This window comes from Roseobacter insulae, from assembly GCF_019375555.1.
Taxonomy (GTDB): domain Bacteria; phylum Pseudomonadota; class Alphaproteobacteria; order Rhodobacterales; family Rhodobacteraceae; genus Roseobacter; species Roseobacter insulae.
The window spans coordinates 158,795-182,763 of the sequence record NZ_JAHXDN010000003.1 but is presented as its reverse complement, the minus strand read 5'-3'; the positions used below and the strand labels follow the sequence as shown (position 1 = coordinate 182,763).

The 23,969-nt window shown below is 60.7% G+C and carries 22 protein-coding genes; 10 read left to right on the top strand and 12 right to left on the bottom strand.

Going from position 1 to position 23,969, the window contains the following annotated elements:
• Positions 1–5 precede the first annotated feature (5 nt).
• The 6 genes from KX928_RS12310 to KX928_RS12285 all read right to left on the bottom strand — a co-directional run bounded on the left by KX928_RS12310 (position 6) and on the right by KX928_RS12285 (position 9,129).
• Positions 6–1,184 (bottom strand): MFS transporter, encoded by a 1,179-nt coding sequence (locus KX928_RS12310; RefSeq protein WP_219502648.1) that lies wholly within the window; start codon positions 1,182–1,184, stop codon positions 6–8.
• A 33-nt stretch (positions 1,185–1,217) separates the two neighbouring features.
• Entirely contained in the window at positions 1,218–2,612 is a 1,395-nt protein-coding gene (lpdA, locus tag KX928_RS12305) for a dihydrolipoyl dehydrogenase (protein WP_219502645.1), read from the bottom strand.
• Positions 2,613–2,736: 124 nt separating this feature from the next.
• Positions 2,737–3,321 (bottom strand): DUF924 family protein, encoded by a 585-nt coding sequence (locus tag KX928_RS12300; protein ID WP_219502643.1) that lies wholly within the window; start codon positions 3,319–3,321, stop codon positions 2,737–2,739.
• A gap of 85 nt (positions 3,322–3,406) precedes the next feature.
• Positions 3,407–4,678: an MFS transporter gene (locus tag KX928_RS12295; RefSeq protein ID WP_219502640.1), complete on the bottom strand. Its 1,272-nt coding sequence runs from the start codon at positions 4,676–4,678 to the stop codon at positions 3,407–3,409.
• A 109-nt stretch (positions 4,679–4,787) separates the two neighbouring features.
• Entirely contained in the window at positions 4,788–5,837 is a 1,050-nt protein-coding gene (gene queA, locus KX928_RS12290; RefSeq protein ID WP_219502638.1) for a tRNA preQ1(34) S-adenosylmethionine ribosyltransferase-isomerase QueA, read from the bottom strand.
• Positions 5,838–5,847: 10 nt separating this feature from the next.
• Positions 5,848–9,129 (bottom strand): YhdP family protein, encoded by a 3,282-nt coding sequence (locus KX928_RS12285; RefSeq protein ID WP_308342303.1) that lies wholly within the window; start codon positions 9,127–9,129, stop codon positions 5,848–5,850.
• A 194-nt stretch (positions 9,130–9,323) separates the two neighbouring features.
• On the opposite strand from KX928_RS12285, the gene KX928_RS12280 reads away from it, so the two are divergent.
• From KX928_RS12280 to KX928_RS12265, 4 genes are all read left to right on the top strand, one after another.
• Positions 9,324–9,785 (top strand): peroxiredoxin, encoded by a 462-nt coding sequence (locus KX928_RS12280; RefSeq protein WP_219502633.1) that lies wholly within the window; start codon positions 9,324–9,326, stop codon positions 9,783–9,785.
• The gene (locus KX928_RS12275; protein ID WP_219502630.1) at positions 9,782–10,591 is read left to right on the top strand and encodes a ferritin-like domain-containing protein; all 810 of its coding nucleotides are present in this window, start codon (positions 9,782–9,784) and stop codon (positions 10,589–10,591) included. Before KX928_RS12280 ends, KX928_RS12275 begins: the two co-directional genes overlap by 4 nt.
• Before the next feature lie 185 nt (positions 10,592–10,776).
• A complete protein-coding gene (locus KX928_RS12270) occupies positions 10,777–12,108 on the top strand; it encodes a DUF5930 domain-containing protein (protein ID WP_219502628.1) in 1,332 nt (443 codons plus the stop codon).
• On the top strand, positions 12,098–12,595 hold the full coding sequence (locus KX928_RS12265; protein ID WP_219502625.1) for a bactofilin family protein: 498 nt from the start codon (positions 12,098–12,100) through the stop codon (positions 12,593–12,595). The genes KX928_RS12270 and KX928_RS12265 overlap by 11 nt, the downstream gene beginning before the upstream one ends.
• Positions 12,596–12,751: 156 nt before the next feature.
• Here KX928_RS12265 and KX928_RS12260 read toward each other — a convergent pair whose 3' ends face one another.
• From KX928_RS12260 to KX928_RS12240, 5 genes are all read right to left on the bottom strand, one after another.
• Positions 12,752–13,507, bottom strand: a complete 756-nt coding sequence (locus KX928_RS12260; protein ID WP_219502623.1) for an SDR family oxidoreductase — start codon at positions 13,505–13,507, stop codon at positions 12,752–12,754.
• Positions 13,508–13,807: 300 nt separating this feature from the next.
• A complete protein-coding gene (locus KX928_RS12255) occupies positions 13,808–15,013 on the bottom strand; it encodes an oxidoreductase (protein ID WP_219502621.1) in 1,206 nt (401 codons plus the stop codon).
• 81 nt (positions 15,014–15,094) lie between these two features.
• Positions 15,095–15,349, bottom strand: coding sequence for an ArsR/SmtB family transcription factor (locus KX928_RS12250; RefSeq protein WP_373274800.1), 255 nt, complete (start codon positions 15,347–15,349; stop codon positions 15,095–15,097).
• Between the two features lie 223 nt (positions 15,350–15,572).
• The gene (locus tag KX928_RS12245; RefSeq protein WP_219502614.1) at positions 15,573–16,118 is read right to left on the bottom strand and encodes a peptidylprolyl isomerase; all 546 of its coding nucleotides are present in this window, start codon (positions 16,116–16,118) and stop codon (positions 15,573–15,575) included.
• Entirely contained in the window at positions 16,111–16,617 is a 507-nt protein-coding gene (locus KX928_RS12240) for a peptidylprolyl isomerase (protein ID WP_219502611.1), read from the bottom strand. The genes KX928_RS12245 and KX928_RS12240 overlap by 8 nt, the downstream gene beginning before the upstream one ends.
• A 127-nt stretch (positions 16,618–16,744) precedes the next feature.
• Here KX928_RS12240 and KX928_RS12235 point away from each other — a divergent pair, with 127 nt between their 5' ends.
• The 6 genes from KX928_RS12235 (at position 16,745) to KX928_RS12210 (ending at position 23,022) form a co-directional block, all read left to right on the top strand.
• Complete coding sequence (locus KX928_RS12235) at positions 16,745–17,932, top strand: phosphoglycerate kinase (protein ID WP_219502608.1); 1,188 nt, start codon at positions 16,745–16,747, stop codon at positions 17,930–17,932.
• A 123-nt stretch (positions 17,933–18,055) separates the two neighbouring features.
• A complete protein-coding gene (locus KX928_RS12230) occupies positions 18,056–18,355 on the top strand; it encodes an FtsB family cell division protein (RefSeq protein WP_219502590.1) in 300 nt (99 codons plus the stop codon).
• Between the two features lie 149 nt (positions 18,356–18,504).
• A complete protein-coding gene (gene pdhA, locus KX928_RS12225) occupies positions 18,505–19,515 on the top strand; it encodes a pyruvate dehydrogenase (acetyl-transferring) E1 component subunit alpha (protein WP_219502587.1) in 1,011 nt (336 codons plus the stop codon).
• A 3-nt stretch (positions 19,516–19,518) separates the two neighbouring features.
• On the top strand, positions 19,519–20,904 hold the full coding sequence (locus tag KX928_RS12220; protein WP_219502585.1) for a pyruvate dehydrogenase complex E1 component subunit beta: 1,386 nt from the start codon (positions 19,519–19,521) through the stop codon (positions 20,902–20,904).
• Between the two features lie 10 nt (positions 20,905–20,914).
• Positions 20,915–21,721 (top strand): sulfotransferase family 2 domain-containing protein, encoded by an 807-nt coding sequence (locus tag KX928_RS12215; protein WP_219502582.1) that lies wholly within the window; start codon positions 20,915–20,917, stop codon positions 21,719–21,721.
• Positions 21,721–23,022 carry a pyruvate dehydrogenase complex dihydrolipoamide acetyltransferase gene (locus KX928_RS12210; RefSeq protein WP_219502579.1) on the top strand — a complete coding sequence of 434 codons (1,302 nt, stop codon included), beginning with the start codon at positions 21,721–21,723 and terminating at the stop codon, positions 23,020–23,022. Before KX928_RS12215 ends, KX928_RS12210 begins: the two co-directional genes overlap by 1 nt.
• Before the next feature lie 67 nt (positions 23,023–23,089).
• Here the strand turns inward: KX928_RS12210 and cysE are convergent, their stop codons facing one another.
• Entirely contained in the window at positions 23,090–23,902 is an 813-nt protein-coding gene (cysE, locus tag KX928_RS12205; RefSeq protein ID WP_219502576.1) for a serine O-acetyltransferase, read from the bottom strand.
• Between the last annotated feature and the right edge of the window lie 67 nt (positions 23,903–23,969).

Sequence of the window (23,969 nt, the reverse complement as noted above, 5' to 3'; positions counted from 1 at the left end):
AAACTTCAGGCATGCCTCCGCTGGCGCGCCAAGACCAGGTGCACACAAGCGCCAAGCACGAAGGCGCACCCGGCCAGCACGGGCAGCCCGCCGTAGCCAAGTGCCGTGGCTGTCACGGCCATGACCGGCGTGCCCAGCGTGTTGCCGACGTTGCCCATCTGGGCCAGCGCGCCGTTCGCCTGCGCCTGCGTGTCCGGTGTCCTGTTCAGCTGCGGAACCGCGGCGAAGCTTGCCCCCTGCACAAGCCCCATGGCTCCGGCGAGGACCAGACAGGCCACCGGATCACCCGGGGCCACCCATAGCCAGACCATAGTCAGTGCGCTGCCGACAAAGCCGAGGACGATAACACTCACCGCCGTCATGACCCGCAGCAGCGCCACCCCAAGGATCATCGAAACGGCAATGCTTGTCAGCGGCATCGCCCCCATGACGAAGGCCCGGCTTGGCTCCGCGATGAAGGGAGGCAGGACGGTCAGGATGGAGACAAAACAGAAGGTGTAGAACAGCCATCCGAAGGCTGGCGCGGATATCGACGGGGACCGGTAGATGGTCAGGTGATCCCGCAGAAGTTGCCGCATCGAAAACGGCGGTACAACCGGGTCAATCTCCAGTGCCTGCAGCCGCCGGCCAAGGTAGATCGCAAAGATCACCAGATACAGCGCATGTGCCGCCAGAAGCGCCGGAATGCCAAGCCATGCGACCAGCGGCAACCCGGCCCAGGCCAGCACGGTAAAGGCCACGCCAAAGAAGGTACCCCAGAGGGTCAGTGCCACGCCGCGATCCCGTGGCGCGCAGATCTGGGCGATCAGCGTGGGCGCCGCGACAACCACCGCCAGATGCGACAGGCCTTCGAGGGCACGGCTGGCCAGCATCCAAGACAGGGGCGGCAGAAAAGCCTGAAAGGCGGATATCGCCGCACCGATCCACAGCGCCCACAGCAGCGCCCGGCGGTAGCGAACGCGGGCGACGATCAGCCCGGCCGCAACACCGAAAAAGATGCCCAGCAGCCCCACCACGGACACGACGAACCCAAGGGCCGCACCGGCCTGCGGGTAGACCTGCGGCAGCTGATCGAAGATCGCGCTGAACTTGCCATATTGCGCAGCGGCCCCAAGCCCGGCGCCCCACAGGGCCAGAACCAGACCCCACGGGGTTTTCTCAATCTTATCAGGCGTCTTCTGCATCCGGGGTTCCCAACCGGAGACCCCACGGACCGGCTACATGTGAATCACGCGGTCATAGGCATCCAGCACACTTTCATGCATCATTTCAGAAAGCGTGGGGTGCGGGAAGACCGTATTCATCAGGTCCTCTTCGGTGGTCTCCAACTGACGCCCGACCACATAGCCCTGGATCAGTTCGGTGACTTCCGCCCCCACCATATGCGCCCCCAGCAACTCGCCCGTCTTCGCGTCGAACACGGTTTTGATCATGCCTTCGGGTTCGCCCAGAGCAATCGCCTTGCCGTTGCCAATGAAGGGGAAGCGACCGACCTTGACCTCGTAGCCCAGTTCCTTCGCCTTCGCTTCCGAGTAGCCGACCGACGCGACCTGCGGATGGCAATAGGTACAGCCCGCGATGCTTTCGGGTTTGACAGGATGCGCATGTTTTCCAGCGATCAGATCGGCGACCATCACACCCTCGTGGCTGGCCTTATGCGCCAGCCAGGGCGCACCGGCGATATCGCCGATCGCGTAAAGGCCATCAACACCGGTGCGGCAGAATTCATCGGTGACCACATGGGTACGGTCCACCTTCACACCCAGATCTTCCAGGCCCAGCCCTTCGGTGTTGCCAACAATCCCGACAGCGGAGATCACCGTATCAAAGTCGTGCTTCTCGACCTTGCCGCCCACCTCGATATGCGCGGTCACTTTCCCCTTGGCGCGATCAAGCTGTTTGACCATGGCTTTCTGCATGATCTTCATGCCCTGTTTTTCGAACGCCTTCTTAGCGAAGGCGGAGATCTCCGCGTCTTCGACCGGCAGAACACGGTCCATCACTTCAACCACGGTCGTATCGGCCCCGAGCGTGTTGTAGAAACTGGCAAATTCGATGCCGATGGCGCCGGAGCCGATGACCAGCAGCTTCTTCGGCATGTGCTTGGGTTCCAGCGCGTGTTTATAGGTCCAGACCAGATCGCCGTCCGCCTCCAGCCCGGGCAGTTCACGCGCCCGCGCGCCGGTGGCGAGCACGATGTTTTTCGCGGTCAGCTCTTCTGAACCCTTATCGGTTTTGACGCTCACCTTGCCCTTTGCCGGGATCTTGGCTTCGCCCATGAAAACGGTGACCTTGTTCTTTTTCATCAGGTGCCCGATGCCACCCGACAACTGCCCGGCCACCTGCCGGGAGCGTTTGACCACCGCGTTCAGATCATAGCCGACATTATCAGCCTTGAGGCCGAACTCCTTGGCCCGGTGCATAAGGTGGAAAACCTCCGATGACCGCAACATCGCCTTCGTGGGAATACAGCCCCAGTTCAGGCAGATGCCCCCCAGATGCTCACGTTCCACGATGGCCACGGACATCCCCAGTTGCGCGCCGCGAATGGCCGCAACATAGCCACCCGGCCCTGCACCAATCACAATGAGATCGAAGGATTTTGCAGCCATGTCATGTCCTCGCAGATGGGAGTGTGGAAATATAGTTTACCGTTAAACTATATTACTCCCAGCGGCAACATGCTGCGCGACGCGACAAATGCGCGCCGCCGATCCGGCTGAACTCCTGTCCGCCTCAGGCCGCTTTCGCGGCCTGCAAGCTGCGGATCATCTCGCCGTAGCCACCACGGGCAAGGAATTCACGCTCTACCGTGGTGTGCACACGGCCCAGCGTTTCATTGCGTGTCGGGAAACGCCCGAATTGACGGATCACCGCCCGGTGCGCCTGCGCATGGATAAGATTCTCGGCGCCGCATTTCGGCATCCGCTCACAAATCAGACGCACACAGCGGTCCTGATCACAAAGATTTTCCGAGTGCATCAACGGCAGGTAGAAAAACTGCCGCGCGGGTTCATCAATCCGCATGTCCCAGCCCTTGTCGATGGCCGATTTCGCGGCTGCAAGTGCCGCGCGATCGCTGGCGAAAGCCTGCTCCGTGTCCCGGAACATGTTGCGGGAAAACTGATCCATCAGGATGATATAAGCGAGGGCTCCGTTGGGATACGTCAGCCAGAGTGAAAAGCGCCCTTCACAAGCCCCTTTCCACGTTTTTTCAAACCTTGTCCGGATCGCGGAGTCCAGCGCGTCGGACTGTTTGTACCAGCTTTCGGGGCCTGTTTCATCCAACCAAAAGCTTAAGATTTCTTGCGGACCAACCATTACTACAGTCTCCTAACAAACATACCACATGGTCATGCTACGGTGTGTTTAAGTCAATTTCCTAGTCACGATTTGCATCATAACGTCACATTCTGTCTGGGGTTGTGGCGTTTTCGTCGCTTAACTCCGTTTCGATGGCGTACTCCTGCGCATATTCAAGTGCAACCGAGGTATACGAAGGCGCTACGGCCACGTATGCACCGGTTTCGTCCACCGGGATCGATTTGCGGACCGTTGAGCGATATCCCGCGTAGGCAACCAGTGCGCCGAAGAGCGCGCCGGTGAACAGGTAAAAGCCGCCCGGGCCCACGTAATCCATCATGTAGCCGGTGATGATCGGGCCAAGGATCGCGCCCAGTCCGTTGATAAAGATCAGCCCGCCGGAGGCAGCCGCCATGTCTTCGTGCTCAAGAAAGTCGTTGGTGTGCGCGATCAGCAGCGAGTAAAGCGGGTTCGACATCCCGCCCACCACGAAAGCCGAGGCAAGCAGGAACGTGAACTGTGCGCCCAGCAAAAGGCCAAGCATCGAACCTGCAACGCCCACGGCGGATACGATCAGGATCAGGAAGCGCCGGTCCATCCGGTCGGATATCCAGCCGATTGGATATTGCAGTAAAACCGCACCCACGAAGAACATCGCCACGAAGGTCGAAATCTGCGCAACCGAAAGCCCGGCCTTGGCCCCGAAGACGGAGGCCATACCGAACTGAGCGGAGAAGACGCCGCCAAGCAGGAACATCCCGACGCAGCCCAGCGGGGAGTACCCGGCCAGTTGTTTTAGGCTCATCGGCTTGGTGGCTTCAAACGCCGGTGTCGGACTGATCGACAACAGGATCGGCGTCACCGCGATCGACACCAGAACGGACGGAATGACAAAAAGCACGTAGCCCGACGGGTCCGCTGTCAGCAGCAGCGCCTGGCTGACGACGATGCCGGCCGTTTGCACGATCATGTAGAGCGACAGGGCCTGCCCGCGGTTGTCGTTGGTTGCCGCATTGTTCAGCCAGCTTTCCGCGGTCACGTAGACGGCCGAGAAACAGAACCCGATCAGCACGCGCCCCAGCGTCCAGACCCAGACCTCCGTCAGCGTGGGATAGATGATCATCACCGCTGAAATCAGCGACGCGAGCGCGGCAAAAACCCGCACATGTCCGACACGGCGGATCATGCCCGGCGCCATGCGCGAGCCGCCCAGAAACCCGGCGAAATAGGCGGACATCACGATGGACATCTCCAGCGTGGAAAACCCCTCGATCTCCCCCCGGATGCCGAGCAGCGTGCCCTGCATGCCGTTACCCACCATCAACAGGCTCATACCCAGCAAGAGCGCCCATGCGCTTGATAACACCTGCAGCATCTGGATCTCCGTTCGGTCGTGGGAGGGACGACGCCCCCAAATAGACCGGGGCAAATCACCCGGTCCGGCTCATGTGCGACTTTACAGGTCGCTTTGCGCACTTAAGGCGTTATTTTGGAAACAGCAAAGACGCGTCTCCATAGGAAAAGAAACGATACTCCCGCGTTATGGCGTGATCGTAAATCTCGCGTACGGTATCCTGTCCGACAAGCGCCGAGACCAGCATCATCAGCGTCGATTTCGGCAGATGGAAATTGGTCATGAGCGCATCGGTGACCTGAAAGTCAAACCCGGGATAGATGAAAATATCGGTGTCCCCTTCCCAGGTGGTGATCTTGCCGCCACGCGCGGCGGTCTCGATCAGCCGCAAGGCAGTGGTGCCAACCGGAATGACCCGCCCGCCCGCGGCTTTCGTGGCCGCGATTTCGGCCGCAGCCTGCGCACTGACCTGTCCCCATTCCGAATGCATCTTATGCGTGGTCACATCGTCGACCTTCACCGGCAGAAACGTGCCAGCCCCCACATGCAGGGTGACATGGCTGAACATCACGCCCATGTCAGACAGGGCAGACAGCAGGGCCCTGTCGAAATGCAGCGACGCGGTGGGGGCGGCAACGGCGCCCTTGTTGCGGGCAAAGACGGTCTGATAGTCCTCTTTGTCCTGCGCATCCGCCGGGCGTTTGGCCGCAATGTAGGGCGGCAATGGCATCGCGCCCGCTGCATTGAGGGCAGCGTCGAAATCATCCCCCCGCAGATTGAAAAGCAGATGGCCCTGCCCGTCTTCGGTTTTTTGCAATGTGGCGCGCAGATCGTCACTGAAGATCACCTCTTCGCCCGGCTTCAGTTTCTTCAGCGGTTTGATCAGCGCCGCCCATGTCCCGTCGCTACCGGGTTCCAGCAGCGTGACCTCAATGCGGGCCTGCGTGGCACCCTGCGCGCTGACGCGGTGACGCAGCCCGCTCAAACGCGCCGGGATGACTTTTGTATCGTTCAGCACCAGCCGGTCGCCCGGGCGCAGGAAGTGCGGCAGATCCCCCACGGTTGCATCGGTGATCCGCGTGCCCTGCGCCACCAGCAGACGCGCAGAGGTACGCGGCACCGCAGGACGGGTCGCGATCAGCGCGTCGGGCAGATCGAAATCAAAATCGCTCAGTTTCATGCCGCCCCGTTTAACGATCTTCTCCGCGAGTGAAAGTGCGCGGTTCTGATGGCGGGGGCGGTGGTGGCGGAGTTTCGCCCTCGACCAGCGGGACATCGGGCTTTGGCGCACGGAAAAGATCCCGTATCCCGCCGGGCGTCAGCGCGGTGAGCGGATTCACGAAGACATCCGGATCCTTTGTTGTGCCGGTAATCGAATAGTTGAAGGCAAAAAGCCCTTCTCCCTTGCGGGTGAAGATGCTGCCGATGCCGTTCAGAAGGTAGACCGGGGTGATGACGCCCTGCATCTGCAACTGCCCGGTGTCGGTCGCCAGCACGCCATCCATCGAGATACCCATCGAAGAACCGACAGCGCTGCCTTCGCGTAGCGTGATACGGGCGGGAGATAATCGGAAATCCGCGTTCACCTCGGTGAAATAGAGGCTGTCGCCGCCCTCGACATTGAACAGCCCGACGATGCTGACCGCGTTCAGCAGCGCGGCCATTGCCGGCGCGTCGACGATACTGGTGTCGAGCACCCGCAGCGTGCCGTCGAACGCGCCGCCCGTCCCCACCGGGAGCAACACCAGTTCAAGCTTCCCGCCGCGCCCCTGCTGCATGACGCCAGCCGATGAAAAAACGGCGCCGGCGTCATTTGCCGTCAACCGGATGGCGCTGCGCGCGCCCTGCGGTATGACACGGCCCGTAACCGGCGCACCGCCGTTGATCCGGCCGCTGAAGGTGCCGTCCAATCCGGCGCCCGTGGTAAACTCGCCGCGCAGACCGGTGATCGCGACGGTGTCGGTGACCTGCAAACTGTCGAGGCTGACAGACAGCGGCGCCGGTTCCGCACCGGCAACACTGCCGGCCGGAAGATCGGCGCGGCGAAGGTCGAAACGCCCGCCGCGCACGACTATTCCCAGCGGCCTGCCCGCCCCACGCCCGACCAGATCAACCGGCGCGTCGAGCCAGCTTGCGATCTGCACCCGCGTCAGGCTGACCCGATCCAGCTTGCCATTCTCGGTCAGCAGAACCGCCCCCTTGGCGTTGAGCCCCGGCGCCTCCAGCGATACCCCCTCGACCGTCGGCACCTCGCTCAACTGGGCGCGGACCAGCAGCTTCCCCGGCGTTGCCGGTGCCTTTGACCATCCCAGCGGGGCAATCGACAGGCCGATGCCGCGCAGATCAGACCGCAATTGCAGGTCCGGCGGTGTATCCTTGATCAGTTCAATGTCGATGTCCGCGGTGCCGCGCCCGGTGACGTATCCGTCAGGCAGCGCGACCTTGAAGACATCCAGTGCTTCGGGCGTCAGTTCAACCTGCCCGGTGACATGGCCCGGCGTGCCCGGCACCCCCAAAGGCTGCGCCCACACGATATCAAAGGGCACACCGCTCAGATCGCCTTGTCCTTCGAGGCTGACTGCGCTTTCAGATGCCGCCAGCGTCAACGTGGGAGCATTCAGCACGTAGTTCTTGACCAGCACGTCGCTGCGCACGCCGTCGATGCGGCCCGAGACATCGAATTCGACCTCGTCGACCTTTGTCTTCTTCTTCAACGGCAGGGCCAGCGTACCCGCCAGCGACGCCCAGCCCTCGGCAATCGACACCGGCAGGGCCGCTTTCGTCATCACCTTCAGGGGCGGTTGATCCAGCATCGACAGGGCGGCTGTCACCGTGGAGCTTGTGAGCAGCCGCACAACCGCCGGCGTGCCCTCCTTGGCGGTAACGTCCGGAATGATGAACGAGGACCCGGTGACCGTGACCGCGCCGCCTTCAGGGGCCTGTACCTTGCCTTCATCCACGACCAACACAAACCGGTCGCGCAGCAGGGAGGCATGACCCTTGCCGCCCTTGATCAGCGGCATCTCCTTGAGAAAACGTACGTCCGCGCCCACGAAATCGAACCCAAGATAGGTGTCCGGTGCCTGCCCGGCGGTCCAGCGCAGTGCGGCCGTCGCATCCCGCATCTGACCGGCGAACACGTTCTCGGACAGCCACGTTCTGGTCTTCGGTTTGAGCGCCTGCGGCCACAGCGCCATCAGCCGCTCCGTCTCAAGCGCATCCATCTCCGCGTCCAGTGCGATGTCCCATCCGTTGGCATCCGCCCCAAGACGCCCCTGGGCTGTGAGCCGTTTGCCCTGATCGATGACCTGCAGGCGTCCAACCTCCAGCAGGAACGGGCGCAGGGACAGGCGAAAATCCAGCTCCGCCTCCGCGACGGACACGGGTTCTTCATAAAAATCGGCCGGATTGATTTGCAGGTTGGACAGCCGGAATTGCCCCACAAGGTCCACGAGCCTCTGGGTGCCGCCCCCCTTGAGCACGGCACTGCCCTCCAGCCGCCCGCTGACCCATTTGCTCTGCACTGACAGCTCGTTAAAGCGCATCAGCTTGTCGGAAGGCTGGTAGCTGAAGTAACTGCGCGCGCTGTCAATCGGGATAGGCCGTGAGTTATCCGTCGGCTGGATGACGCCCGCGCCGATCTGCATCGTGGCGTTCAGCGGTCGGATGCTGCTGTCTTCGTTCACCCCGCCGCGCAGCGATCCGGATATGGGTGCATCCAGAACCTCCAGCCACGCGAATGCCTGCCCCTGTACGGCGATGTCACCGGCAGGGACATGTGCAAAGGTAACGCCGAATTCCGACGCTGTCTGACCGATGCGCCCGGCATAGTTCGCCGCGACAGTCGCCACCTGATCGCCGCCGCCCAACACCGCCAGATCAACCGACATCTGGACGTCAGCGCCCTCCCTGTTCACCGTGATGCGCCCGCCGTCAATCGTCCAGGCGCGGTCGGCGCGGTCGTCCTCATATTGCAGGGTAAGCCCCTGCAGCGTAGCCCGTGTCAGGCGCGCGAGCATCGGGCGCAACAGGAAATCGTCCATCTCCGCGATCAGCTGCGCAAGATTGGGCGCTTCGCGGGCAACCGAAGCGGTCCCGATGCCCCCCTGCAACGCAATGCGACCCTCGGGGCTGCGTCTTAGGGTGACGAACACGCCGTTCAGATCGAGCGATTTGAGCTGCAGCCGCTGCTCCATCAAGCCGCTCAGCGACATGCTGGCGCGCAGTTCGGAAAAACTCACAATCTCCACGCCTTCAGGCGATACGGCCCTGACGTCCCGCACCCGGGCGCGTGGCCGCCATCCCTCGTCCATGATCAGCACCATTTCGCCAAAGGTCACCCTTGCTTCGGGAATGGCATCTGCAATCCGCGTCTCGACGATGGCGCGCGCCCAGTCCGGCAGGACAATCGTCCGGTCCTTGATCCAGAAAACGCCCGCGGTCAGACCGGCCGCAACCAGCAGCACGCACACCACAAGCCCCCACGCAAATTGGCGGCGGCGTCGGCGTGGTTTCACGGGTTTATCGGGTTCGGTTTCCAAAACGCGGCGGGGTTTCTGAGGCTGGGTGGGTTCTGTGGGTTCAATTCGGATGGCAGGCCTTCCCTCTGGCCTGCACTGCTCTACTATGTCACTGCGTCACAAACCATAAATGCCAAGAGAGTATCATGCCAGAGATTTCAAAGCCGGCCCCGGATTTCACCCTGCCCAGCACAGATGGGTCCGATGTCACGCTGTCGGGCCTGAAAGGTCAGCCAGTTGTCCTGTTTTTCTATCCGCGCGATAACACGCCGGGCTGCACCAAGGAAAGCGTCGGATTTTCCGAAAACCGCGATGCCTTCGCGCAGGCGGGCGCGCTGGTCTTCGGCATCTCCAAGGACAGTATGGCGAGCCATGAAAAGTTCGTCGCCAAGAAAGATCTGACCGTGCCGCTGTTGTCTGATGAACATGGCTCCGCCTGCGAAGGCTTCGGCGTCTGGAAGGAGAAGAGCATGTACGGCAAGAAATTCATGGGGATTGAGCGCACGACGTTCCTGATTGCCGCTGATGGCACTATCGCCCGTATCTGGCCGAAAGTGAAAGTTCCCGGGCACGTCGATGAGGTTCTGGACGCGGTGCGCGCCCTGTGATCCCACTGGCCCAGATGGCCGACGCGGTGCTGCGCACGGCGGACGGTCGTGAGAAGACCGCCCTGTCGCGCCGCCTGGCTGCTGAGTGGCAGGCCGCGCGCGACCGGGGGGATACGCCGGAAATCGGCATGGCCACTCCGCCGCTGCATCCCGCGCGCCCTGCCGCGCCCGAGTTGCTCAGCCCACGCGATGTCCCGCGTCGCCGGCCCGGTACCCCAGAGGGGCGGATCGCACTTTTGCATGCGGTGGCGCATATCGAGCTGAACGCCGTGGACCTGCACTGGGACATCATCGCGCGCTTTGCCCAGGTGCCGATGCCTATGGGGTTCTACAATGACTGGGTGAAGGCAGCCGACGAAGAATCCAAGCATTTCAACCTGATGTGCGACTGTCTTGAAGAGATGGGCAGCCATTACGGCGCCCTGCCCGCCCATGCCGGCATGTGGCGCGCCGCAGAGGACACGGTGGATGATTTCATGGGGCGTCTCGCCGTTGTCCCGATGGTGCTGGAGGCGCGCGGGCTGGATGTCACACCCGGAATGATCGAGGTATTTCGCAAAGCAAAGGCCACCTCGGCTGTCGCCGCGCTCGAAACGATCTACGCCGAGGAAGTCGCCCATGTCGCCTATGGATCGAAATGGTTCCATTTCCTCTGCGGGCGCCATGAAGAAGACCCAAAGGAGCGTTTTCACACGCTCGTCCGCACCTATTTCCACGGTGCCCTCAAGCCGCCATTCAACGAGGAAAAACGGGCCGAAGCAGGCATTCCGCCGGACTTTTACTGGCCGCTGACCGAGACGCTCTGATCGTAAAAACCCTGCGTAAACAAGCGGCTTTTTGCCGATTTGCAACAATTCAACGTCAAGTAGTCGTCCGAATGGTAAACGGGCTTGCCCCGTTAACGCTGTCTCATTAAGCACGCGGTGGGGAGAGCGAAACAGGCATCTGAAAACCTGCTCTCCCTGGCAAAGGCGAGCAGAGAGGCAGATTTGTGCGGACGCGACTGGCAATCAAAATTCACGGTCTGCTAGAACAGCAATTCCCTGAACGCCGGGTCTTTTTGAAGTCCGATACGGACACGCGGTTTATCCGCCTCCGCTCCGAAACCCAGCTGATCGCCTTTGCAGGTGCCGCCGTTCTGGTCGCCTGGACAATTATTGCAACGGCCGTTTTGCTGATGGACAGCATTGGCGCGGGCAATTTCAGAGAGCAGGCGAAACGTGATCAGGTGACGTATCAGGCGCGCCTGAACGAGTTATCCGGCCAGCGCGACCTGCGCGCCACCGAAGCGCTCGCCGCACAGGAGCGTTTCAACGCGGCGCTTGACCAGATTTCGGTGATGCAGTCGCAGCTGCTGGCCTCCGAAACCCGCCGCCATGAACTCGAAACCGGTATCGAAGTGATCCAGACGACCCTGCGCGGCACGATGAAGGAGCGCGAGGCGGCACGCCAGGCGCTGGCCGCGCTGCAAAGCGAAGCCTCCGGGGATGCTGCGGACAGGCTGATCGCGGCGAAGGAGGCAGGTGCCCCGGTAGATTTTCTGGCAGATGCGCTGGCCCGCACGGCAGCAGAAAGGGATCAGGTTGTCGCCGATGCGCAGCAAGCCCTGCTCCATGCGGATGAACTGGCGCTTGAAATCGCCCTGATGAAGGAAAACAACGACCAGATTTTCCGTCAGCTTGAAGAGGCCATGACCGTCTCTGTCGAGCCGCTGGACAAGATGTTTCGCTCTGCGGGGATGCCGCCCCAGCGTATTCTCGATCAGGTGCGGCGCGGGTACTCCGGTCAGGGCGGGCCACTGACCCCGCTGTCGTTCTCCAGCCGGGGCGAGGAGCTTTCACCGGACTTTATCAGGGCCAACCGCATCCTTGAGCAGATGGACACACTGAACCTCTACCGCATTGCGGCTGAAAAAGCGCCTTTTGCGATGCCGGTCAAGGGCGCCTTCCGTTTCACCAGCGATTACGGCTTCCGGCGTGACCCGAAAACCGGCGGACGGCGCATGCACAAGGGCGTCGATTTTGCCGCCCCTTCCGGCACCGATCTCTTTGCCACTGCGGATGGTGTCGTGATCCACGCGGGCTGGCAATCGGGCTACGGGCGGCTTGTCAAAATTCAGCATGACTTCGGCATTGAGACTCGTTTCGCTCATCTGTCAAAAATTCGCGTTAAAGTTGGGCAAAGGGTCTCGCGCGGGGATCACATCGGTGATATGGGTGCATCCGGACGGGTGACCGGCGTGCATCTGCACTACGAAGTGCGTGTCGGTGGGAAAGCTGTGAACCCAATGATCTATATCAAGGCTGCAAAAGATGTTTTCTAAGAGCAAAATCAACGAACCCGGCACCAAGCAGGCCGAATCTGACACCCCGGCGCCAGCGTCTTCCGCACCGGCAGCACCGAAGCAAACGGAATACAAGGCCAGCACGCCACCCAAGGCCAAGCCGCCGGCATCCGTGCTGTCGTCTGACCTGCACGTGACGGGCAACATGAAAACCACGGGCGACATCCAGGTCGAAGGCACTGTCGAAGGCGACATCCGCGCGCATCTGCTGACCATCGGTGAAACCGCGACCATCAAGGGCGAAGTTGTCGCCGACGACGTGGTTGTCAACGGTCGCATCGTCGGTCGCGTGCGGGGCCTCAAAGTGCGCCTGACATCAACGGCGCGGGTCGAGGGCGACATCATCCACAAGACGATCGCCATCGAATCCGGTGCCCACTTCGAAGGCTCCGTGCAACGTCAGGACGACCCGTTGAACCCGGGCGCGAAATCGACACCTGCCGCAAAACCAAATCCCGCGTCCTGAGCCAGGCGGCAAGAGGACTGCCGGAATTCGGCAGGGAAGAGAGATCAGACAAATGCGCCCTGTGGGGCGCATTTTGCGTCCTGATACCCTACCGGGATCGACGACTGGCAGGCGCAGGACGTTGCCGTTGACCGGATTGCGACCAATGACCATGCCTCAGAGCAGCCGAACCGCCATGCCGCCATCTACCGCCATGGGAGACCCGGTGACGAAGCTGGACCGGTCTGACAGCAGGAACATCGCTGCCTGGGCAATTTCCCGCGGATCTGCCATTCGTTTGAGCGGATGCATACCCGCAATGAAGTCGTGGGAGGTCGGATCATCCCCCGCCATGGCCGTTTTGGTACCGCCGGGCAAAACAGCGTTGATCCGAATGCCCTCTGGCGCATGGTCGGAGGCCAGTGACTGCACCAGCCCGATCAGCCCTGCCTTGGACGCCGCATATGCGCCCATGCCAGGCATGCCCCCGTTGCTGAAACCAACAAACGAACTGGTAAACACCAAGGACCCGCCGCCGCGCTTGCTGAGCGCGGGAAGCTGGGCCTTGGCCGCGAAGAAGGCACTGGTGAGGTTAGTTGCGAGAACCGACTGCCAGTTGTCGGTTTCCATGGCGGGGACTGGCCCCATGTCGCCCATCATCCCCGCGTTGTTGAGCGCACCGTCAAGGCCGCCGAAACGCTGCTCCGCCATGTTGACAAGGGCATTGGCACATGTTTCGTCTGTCACATCCCCGGCAAGGCAAACCGCTTTTCCACTGTTTTGAGTGATCTCCTCAACGAGCTGCTGCAATTCGCTTTGGCGGCGGGCGCTGAGAACAACATTAGCCCCCTCTGCCGCAAACAGCCGGGCCGCTGCCGCGCCGATCCCGCTGCTCGCCCCGGTCACAATTATCGTTTTATCCTTGAGTTCCATTGTCATGTCCTTCGGTTGTTATCTGTCGGATATCTAGAGGCTGAGAAGACAGTGTAGCGACCCGTTTCATGCGCCCGACGCACGCGCTGTTTCGAAAGCGCAGGAAACGGATCAGAAGGATACGTCTGCCCGGTTGCCGGCGGTCGCAGGTGACCGTTTGCTAGGCTGTCGGCGAGCAGACCGAGATCTGCTGGCGTCCCGCCCATGCTCTTATTTTCGGGCCGCGACGCTTGCGGCCTCAGATATCTCCAGAGCTCTGCCGAACGATTCGATCTGACAGGGCCACAGTATCGCAGAAAGCTACGGGAAGCGTTTCAGCCACCGGTCGCACCGCTCCGCATCCCGCGCGTCATAGGCGTCCAGTGCTGCGGCGGGGCTTGGGCGGAACTGGGTCTCCCTGTCCTCTGCAAGCGCTGTCAGCCGCATCGAGTACCACGCCGTGACACCACCACGCGGTGGGGCCTCGAACTCCGGGAATTCGGGATCGCCGCCTGATCCGCGCAGCCAGTCGTCTGCAATGGACGGGTTCAGCACCATCGCCCGCGCAAGACCGATGGCATCCGCGGCACCGCTTTGCACGGCAGCCACGGCCTGAGCGCTGGTTCCGAACCCGCCTGTCAGCATGATCGGGATCGACGTGACTGCCTTGGCGCGTTTGGCAAACTCAAGAAAATATGGCCCGGACGCAGACGCACCCTCTGAACTGGAGGTTGCGCCCGGGAAGTAAGTGCCACCGCTTACGTCGATCAGGTCAACGGATGTCCTGTCAAGCAACCGGACGACCTGAACCGCTTCCGCTTCGGTCAAACCGCCATTCAGTTTATCCGTTGCGTTGATCTTGATGCCGAGCGGGAAAGCGGCTCCCACCGCCTGTCGCACCGCGCTTATTGTCTCGCCAATCACACGGAAACGCGCCGCGACCGATCCGCCGTAAGCATCCGTTCGGTGATTGAAAAGCGGCGACAGGAACTGGCTGAACAGGAAGCCATGACCTGCGTGAAGCTGAACGCCGCCAAAGCCGGCAGCCTTTGCCAATGCCGCCGACCGCGCGTAGGCAGATGGCAACGCTGCGATGTCTGCAAGTGTCATCCCCGCGCACTGAAGGCCTTCGACATTCAGAGCAGAGGGCCCCTTGGGCTGGCTGATCGGACCGTGCGAGAGCGCCCCTGCGTGACCCAGCTGCGGCCAGATATGCGCGCCGTTCACCGATCCCCGCGCAGCAAGGGCTTTCAGCGCGGCCAAATCAATGCCCTGGGTAAGGACCAGATTTCCAGGCTTCTCAGGGTATCGGGGGCTCGTCTGGACCTCGCCGATCAAGGCAAGCGCAGCCCCGCCCTCTGCCCAGCGTTCATAAAGCCGCCCTTGCGCCGATGTCGGGCTCCCTTCCCCGTCACCAAGGCTGTCGGACATCGCCGCTTTGACCAGCCGGTTCTTGAGGCGAGCGCCGCAGGGCAGCTCCAGTGGCCGCCCGAGAACCGTTCCGACATCCGGCCGGTTCTGGTTCATGCTGACCATCCATCGCAATATTTCGATATCCCGGTGATGTTGCTCACGGTCATTTCCCCTGCGGCATCATTCATGACTGGCTTACGGCTTGAGAAGTTCGTCCTGCATGGCCGCGAGGAATGTCTGAATGTTCTCTTCATTGCGACGATAGAATGTCCATTGACCGTGACGCTCCGCGATCACGAAGCCAGCCCGTTTCAGAAGCCCCATGTAGGTCGAGATTGTGGATTGTGACAGCTTGGCCTTTTCCTGGATGTAGGCAACGCAGACCCCTTCAAGCCCAGCATGCTCTGGCAAGGCAGGCGGGAAATTGGAGCGGTCTTTGAGCCATTCCAATATTCTCCGGCGCATCGGATTATTTAAAGCTGAAAGTGCGTTATCTACGTCCATATATCGAGATATCTCGATTTTATCACACTCTGTCAACACATGTGATCTCCAAGCGTCCGCGCATAGGCGTTGCGGAGAGACTTGGAAAGAGGGGTAATGACACAGCCACGTAAAAAACCGCCACCTTTTCGGGTGGCGGTGTGATGTTCAAAACGGCCTTGCATCCGCCTCAGTCTGTGACGGTGACCTTCTGCATCAGATCGGGCGCGCCGATCACGGCGCCGTTCGGACCTTCGCCCAGCTTGATCGCATCCAGCACGTCCAGCCCGTCGACGACGCGTCCGACAACCGTATACTGCCCATTCAAGAAGTATCCTTCGTCGAACATGATGAAGAACTGACTGTTGGCACTATCGGGATTCTGCGCCCGCGCCATGCCGACCACACCCCGGTCGAAGGGCACGTCGGAGAATTCAGCCGCAAGGTCCGGCTGGTCGGACCCGCCCATACCCGCGCGGCGCATGTCGCCGCCGGATTTACCGAATTCGACGTCACCGGTCTGGGCCATGAAACCCTCGATCACACGATGAAAGACGACACCGTCATAAGCGCCACTGGTCGCCAGCGCCGTGATGCGCTCCACGTGACCGGGTGCGACATCTTCCAGCAGGTCGATGGTGATGGTGCCGTTGGCCTCACCGGCCACCTGAATTTCAATCCCCGTCGCCATGGCCGGACCGGCCAGCATCAGCGATGCAGCAAGAGCCTTATACATCAGCAGCAACCTTGACGGAGATCATCCGGTCCGGCTCGGCCGGGGGTTCGCCACGCACGATGGCATCCACATGCTCCATTCCTTCGACAACCTGACCGTAAACGGTGTACTGACCATTCAGGAAATCATTGTCCTTGAAGTTGATAAAGAACTGGCTGTTGGCACTGTCGGGGTTTTGCGACCGCGCCGCCCCGATCGACCCGCGGGCATGCGGGATCTTGGAAAACTCCGCCGGAACATTCGGCAGATCCGATCCGCCCGTGCCTGCCATGCGCAGGTTAAAGCCATCTTCCATATCGCCGTGCTGCACGTCGCCGGTCTGGGCCATGAAGCCTTCGATCACCCGGTGGAACGCCACGTTGTCGTAATGACCGCCGCGCGCCAGTTCCTTCATGCGCTCAACGTGCTTCGGGGCGACATCCGGCAGCAGCTGGATCGTGACGGTGCCATCTTTCAATTCCATCAGGATCGTGTTCTCGGGGTCTTTGATTTCGGCCATCTTGGGCTCCTTAACTAATCGGTTGCCGATTACCTAAGCTGTGGCAGCGCGAATGCCAAGCAAGTCCATTGACCTCTGGGCAGATAAGCGCAAAACACGTGGGCAACCGGAACCGAAGGAGACGACGATGGCCTGGAAAACACTCGATGATATGGATCTGGCCGGGAAGCGCGTGCTCGTCCGCGTCGACATCAACGTTCCTGTCGAAGACGGTCAGGTCACGGACACCACCCGGATCGACCGCATTGTTCCGACCATCAAGGATATCCTGAGCGCGGGGGGCCTGCCGATCCTGCTGGCACATTTTGGCCGCCCCAAGGGTAAATACGTGCCGGAGATGTCGTTGCGCGTCACCCTGCCCGCCCTTGAGGCCGCACTTGGCCAGCCGGTGACCTTTGTCGAACGGCCCGACCCGGCGGAATTGGCCGCCCTGCCCGCAGGCACTGTTGTGCTGGTGGAAAACACCCGTTTCGCCGCTGGCGAGGAAGCCAACGATCCGGGCATGGCACAGTTCCTCGCAAGCCTCGGCGATGTCTATTGCAACGACGCGTTTTCGGCAGCGCACCGTGCCCATGCATCGACGGAGGGCGTCGCACGGCTGTTGCCTGCGTGCGCAGGCCGGTTGATGCAGGCCGAGCTTTCCGCGCTGGAAGCGGCCCTGTCCAATCCCAAGCGCCCCGTTGGCGCTGTCGTGGGCGGTGCCAAGGTCTCGACCAAGATCGCGCTGCTGGAAAACCTTGTCACGCGGCTTGACCTGCTGGTGATCGGCGGCGGCATGGCAAACACCTTTCTGGCCGCGCAGGGTGCCAAGCTGGGTGCCTCTTTGCAGGAGCCCGATTTCATCGACACCGCCAAAGCGATCATGGACCGCGCCGAAGAAGAGGGATGCCGCCTGTTGCTGCCGGTTGACGGGCTGGTCGCGCGCGCATTCGAGGCAGGGGCAGAGCACGAGGTAATCGCCCTGAGCGCCAATACCGTTCTGGCGGATGACCAGATGGTGCTGGATGCCGGACCTCAAAGCATCAAGGCGGTGACCGAAGCGTTTGGCAAGCTGAAAACGCTGATCTGGAACGGTCCGCTTGGTGCGTTTGAAATCGCCCCTTTCAATCAGGCGACCAATGCCGCCGCGGCGGATGCAGCCAGACAGACGAAGGCCGGTACGCTGATCTCGGTGGCGGGCGGCGGCGATACGGTTGCAGCCCTCAACCAGGCCGGAGTGGCGGAGGACTTCACCTACATCTCCACGGCAGGCGGCGCATTCCTGGAGTGGATGGAAGGCAAGGAACTGCCCGGTGTCGCGGTTCTGTCCGAATAATCGGGGAAACCCGCCCAAAGCACCTGATTCTTAAAGGTTTTGCGACAAAAGGGATTCCCTTGACGAGGCGCATGTGCCATAGTGATGCCACGCCCGCAAAGAGGCGACCAAGAGGCACGACAGATGACCCGCACATCGCGACCGGCACTCGGCACATTCACCTTCTTCGCGCTGGCGTTGGGATTGGCAACCTATTTCACCTTCGCGGCCGTTCAGGGCGACTTTGGCCTGTTTCGGCGGGCGGAGATCATTGCCGAGGCAAACGCCCTGCGCGGGCAGTTGAATGAGGTCCGGGGCGATGTTGCGCGCATGGAAAATCTCACCCAAAGACTGTCGGACGACTACCTCGATCTTGATCTTCTGGATGAGCAGGCACGCTCCGTTCTGGGAATGATCCGCGCCGATGAGATCGTCATCCGGTGATCCGAAATCCCCTGCTTTGCCCGTTGGCACCACATCGGGCTGACCATGGGTCATATTGCCTCTCGCATTGCCTTTGCGAATCCGATAAAGAATAGTTTAACGCTAAACTATCTGCCCTGCACCGGGCGCGATGAGGGAGGATTGCCAGTATGGCACCGCGTAAATCAGCCAAAAAACCCAATGTGTCCGCAGAGGAACTCAAAGCCTATTACCGCGACATGCTGTTGATCCGCCGGTTCGAAGAAAAAGCCGGTCAGCTCTACGGGATGGGCCTGATCGGCGGCTTCTGCCACCTCTACATCGGTCAGGAAGCCGTGGTTGTGGGCCTCGAAGCTGCGGCGGAAGAAGGGGATAAGCGCATCACCTCCTACCGCGACCATGGTCACATGCTGGCCTGCGGTATGGACCCCAACGGCGTGATGGCCGAATTGACCGGACGCGAAGGCGGCTATTCCAAGGGCAAGGGCGGCTCGATGCATATGTTCTCCAAGGAGAAGCACTTCTACGGCGGCCACGGCATTGTCGCCGCGCAGGTTCCGTTGGGCGCGGGGCTGGCGTTTGCCGACAAGTACAAGGAAAACGGCCGCGTCACCTTCACATACTTTGGCGACGGGGCGGCCAACCAGGGCCAGGTCTACGAAGCCTTCAACATGGCGGCGCTGTGGAAACTGCCCTGCGTCTTCGTGATCGAGAACAACCAATACGCGATGGGCACATCGCAGCAACGCTCCACCTCCTCCGCCGAGATCTACGAGCGCGGCAAATCCTTCGGCATTCCCGGCGAAGCCGTGGACGGCATGGACGTGCTCGCCGTAAAGGAAGCGGGCGAGAAAGCCGTGGCGCACTGCCGCTCGGGCGACGGCCCCTACATTCTTGAGATCAAGACCTACCGCTACCGGGGCCACTCCATGTCAGACCCGGCCAAGTACCGGACCCGCGAAGAGGTGCAGAAAATGCGCGATGAGCGCGATCCGATCGAACAGGTCCGTTCGCTGCTGCTGACCGGCAAACACGCGACCGAAGACGACCTGAAAGCGATTGACAAAGAGATCAAGACCATCGTGAACGAGAGTGCGGAATTCGCAAAGGAAAGTCCCGAGCCCGCACTGGATGAGCTCTGGACCGATATTTACGCCACAGAAGTACCGCAGGAGGCTTGATCCATGGCAACTGAAATTCTCATGCCCGCCCTGAGCCCGACGATGGAAGAAGGCACGCTGGCCAAGTGGCTGGTGAAGGAAGGCGATACCGTGTCTTCCGGTGACATCATGGCCGAGATTGAAACTGACAAGGCGACGATGGAATTCGAAGCCGTTGATGAAGGCACCATCGGCAAGATCCTGATCGCCGAGGGCACCGAAGGCGTGAAAGTGAATACTGCCATCGCGGTACTCCTTGAAGATGGCGAAAGTGCCGATGACATCGACACGGCAGCCGCCGCGCCGGAGGCGGCACCCGCCGCCGACGCGGGCAACGAGGCGGCTCCTGCGGCCTCCGAGGCGCCCGCCACGCCTGCCCCGGAAGCACCACGGACGGACAGCACGCCTGACTGGCCGGAAGGCACCACGCTGAAACAGCAGACCGTACGCGAAGCGCTGCGCGACGGCATGGCCGAGGAAATGCGCCGTGATGAAAGCGTTTTCCTGATGGGTGAAGAGGTCGCCGAATACCAGGGCGCCTATAAGATCAGCCAGGGCATGCTCGATGAATTCGGCGCCAAACGGGTTATCGACACACCGATAACCGAACACGGGTTTGCCGGCATCGGCGTCGGCGCGGCCTTTGGCGGTCTGCGCCCGATTGTCGAGTTCATGACGTTCAACTTCGCCATGCAGGCCATCGACCAGATCATCAACTCCGCCGCCAAGACGCTCTATATGTCGGGCGGCCAGATGGGCGCGCCAATGGTCTTTCGCGGGCCCAATGGTGCCGCCGCGCGAGTAGGCGCGCAACACAGTCAGGATTACGCTGCGTGGTACATGCAGGTGCCCGGCCTCAAGGTGGCGATGCCCTACTCCGCCTCTGACTACAAAGGGCTTATGAAAACGGCGATCCGCGATCCGAACCCGGTGATTTTCCTGGAGAACGAAATCCTCTACGGGCGCAGTTTCGACGTGCCTGACCTGGATGATTACACGGTGCCTTTTGGCAAGGCCCGCATCTGGCGCGAAGGCACGGACGTGACCATCGTGAGCTTTGGGATCGGCATGAGTTACGCGCTGGCGGCCGCCGATAAACTGGCGGAAGACGGTATCTCAGCTGAGGTCATCGATCTGCGCACCCTGCGTCCGATGGACACCGGCAGCGTCATCAAGTCCGTCATGAAAACGAACCGTTGTGTAACGGTCGAAGAAGGCTGGCCACAGGGCTCCGTGGGCAACTACATCAGCTCGGTAATCATGCAGGAGGCCTTCGACTATCTGGACGCGCCGGTGATTAACTGCACTGGCAAGGATGTCCCCATGCCCTATGCGGCGAACCTTGAAAAGCTTGCGCTGGTCACCACGGATGAGGTCATCGCCGCGGTGAAACAAGTCACCTACACCTGAAGGCGTCGCCATGATAATTCTTGATGACAAAGAAATGGCTTTCATCCATGTGCCCAAGTGCGCTGGATCAACCGTACGTCATCAACTGCTGGAATTTTCGAACCAGGAAGACACCTTCAAGGGTCCGGCCATCCTGCCGGATCTGGGCAAAGTGCATTTGCCGCATTTGACCCTCGATCAGGTGCGCAGCGCATTTCCGGAAGCCTTCAGGAAAATCGGATCTTACGAGACATTTGCAATCACAAGGGATCCGATCAGCCGGTTCGCCTCCGCGCTCGGGCAGAGGTTGAAGCAACACAAGGGTGTGAATATCCATACGATGGACGAGCACAGCAAACGCAGGGAAATGGAAGTCGTCTTTGACGTTCTGGCGGCAAATGACGGTGCGCTTCCAAGCGAATTCATTCACTTCACCCGACAGTCCGCGTTCATCGAGCTTGAGGGCAAGCAGATCGTCAAACACCTGTTTCCAATGGCAAAAGTTTCAGAACTGGTGTCCGTTTTCGCGGAAAAATTTGGACGGGCGCATGTAAACCCGGGTCGGCACAATCAAAGCCTCGAATTTCGTCATGACGGACTTCGCGATGCCGCGATGAAGCTCAACAGGTCCCTGAAGCGGCTGGTCCCCCGGTCGGTTTATGTCCAGCTGAAAACCGCGGCGACCCCCCTGCTGACGAAAAAACCATCGGCAGGATCAAAGCGCCTGCCGTTCACAAACGCCGAAATTCGTCTGATCGAACAGTACTACGCAGCGGATTTCAAGTATCAACAAATATCGAAAAATCGCATTAAGCGACGAGATGAGGAGAACGCCTGATGCCGATAAATATTCTCATGCCCGCCCTGAGCCCAACCATGGAAGAAGGTACATTGGCCAAGTGGCACGTCAAGGAAGGCGATACAGTGTCTTCGGGCGACATCATGGCCGAGATTGAAACTGACAAGGCAACGATGGAGTTCGAAGCCGTTGATGAAGGCACGGTTGGCAAAATCCTGATTACCGAGGGAACGGAAGGCGTGAAAGTGAATACTGCCATCGCGGTTCTCCTTGAAGATGGGGAAAGTGCTGACGACATTGACGCATCCCCTGACGCTGAGACCGAAGCGCCCGCCGAGGCCAGGCCAGCAGAAGCGGACCCTGCCCCCGCGGCTGCCGCCCCGACACCGGCTGCACCGCAAGCCTCGGACGGATCGCGCATTTTCGCGACGCCCTTGGCCCGCAGGATCGCTGCGGAAAAGGGTTTGGATCTGGCCAGTGTCAAGGGCTCCGGCCCGCATAACCGTATTATCAAAGCGGATGTCGAAGGGTTGAGTGCTTCGGAGACACCGAAAGCGGATGCTCCGGCGGCATCGGCTGCGCCAGACGCCAGACCCGCCATCGCGGCGGGGCCGTCCGCTTCTGCGGTCATGGCGATGTATGAAGGCCGCGAGTTTGAAGAGATCAGCCTGAACGGCATGCGGAAAACCATCGCTGCCCGCCTGACTGAAGCCAAGCAATCCATTCCGCATTTCTACCTGCGCCGGGACATCGAACTGGACGCGCTGTTGAAATTCCGCGGGGACCTGAACAAGCAGTTGGAAGCGCGCGGCGTGAAGCTCTCTGTCAATGATTTCATCATCAAGGCCTGCGCGCTGGCCTTGCAATCTGTCCCGGACGCCAACGCGGTGTGGGCCGGCGACCGGATGCTCAAACTGAAACCTTCCGACGTGGCAGTTGCCGTGGCGATTGAAGGCGGGTTGTTTACACCGGTCCTGAAGGATGCAGAGATGAAATCTCTCTCCACGCTCTCGGCAGAAATGAAAGATCTCGCCGGTCGCGCACGAGACCGGAAACTGGCGCCACATGAATACCAAGGCGGCAGCTTTGCAATTTCCAACCTGGGAATGTTTGGCATCGACAACTTCGATGCGGTGATCAACCCGCCGCACGGGGCGATCCTTGCTGTCGGCGCCGGCGTCAAGAAACCTGTCGTCGGGAAGGACGGTGAACTGGCCGTGGCAACCGTGATGTCGGTCACCCTTTCAGTGGATCACCGGGTCATCGATGGCGCCTTGGGGGCACAATTGCTGCAGGCAATCAAGGATAACCTTGAAAGCCCGATGACCATGCTGGCGTAGCAGCCGCTCGAACGCAAAAAAGGCCGGGCGCGTTACGCCCGGCCTTTTTTGCATCTATTTTGTGACTTTACTGGCTTTCTGGGCCAAACATATGGTTCATCGAAACCGAGGGCTGATCGCACCCGGCTTCGCCAACGATACGCGCCGGAATGCCCGCCACCGTCTTACAGGCGGGAACCTCTTCGAGAACGACGGACCCGGCAGCGATGCGGCTGCAATGGCCCACCTTGATGTTGCCGAGTACTTTCGCACCCGCACCGATCAGCACGCCATTTCCGATTTTCGGATGGCGGTCTTCTTCTTCCTTGCCGGTGCCACCCAAGGTCACCGAATGCAGCATCGAGACGTTGTCGCCAACAACCGCGGTTTCGCCGATCACGATAGAATGGGCGTGGTCGATCATGATCCCCTGCCCGATCCTCGCAGCCGGGTGGATGTCGACACCAAAGATCTCGGACACGCGCATCTGCACGAAATACGCCAGGTCGCGATGCCCTTTTGTCCACAGGTGGTGTCCAACGCGGTAAGCCTGCATGGCCTGATAGCCCTTGAAGTACAAAATGGGCTGCAGCAGACGATGGCATGCCGGATCGCGTTCGAATATCGCGGCCAGGTCAGCGCGCGCCGCCTGGATCAGTGAAGGGTCCTGCGCATAGGCTTCTTCCACCATTTCACGAACAACAACCATCGACATCTCGTTCGACGCAAGCTTGGCCGCAATTCGATAGGACAATGCCTTCTCGATGCTCTTGTGATGCAGAATACAGGCATGCAGAAAACCGCCCATCAGGGGTTCGTCTATAGCAGCCTGGCGCGCCTCGTCACAAATCTGATCCCAGGCCGGGTCTAACTTTGCGATGTTCCGTTTCAGTTCAGCCATGACACACATCCTTTTCACCGATTCTTACTCTATTTAAGAACCAATTCACAAACGCAAACCCGTGATG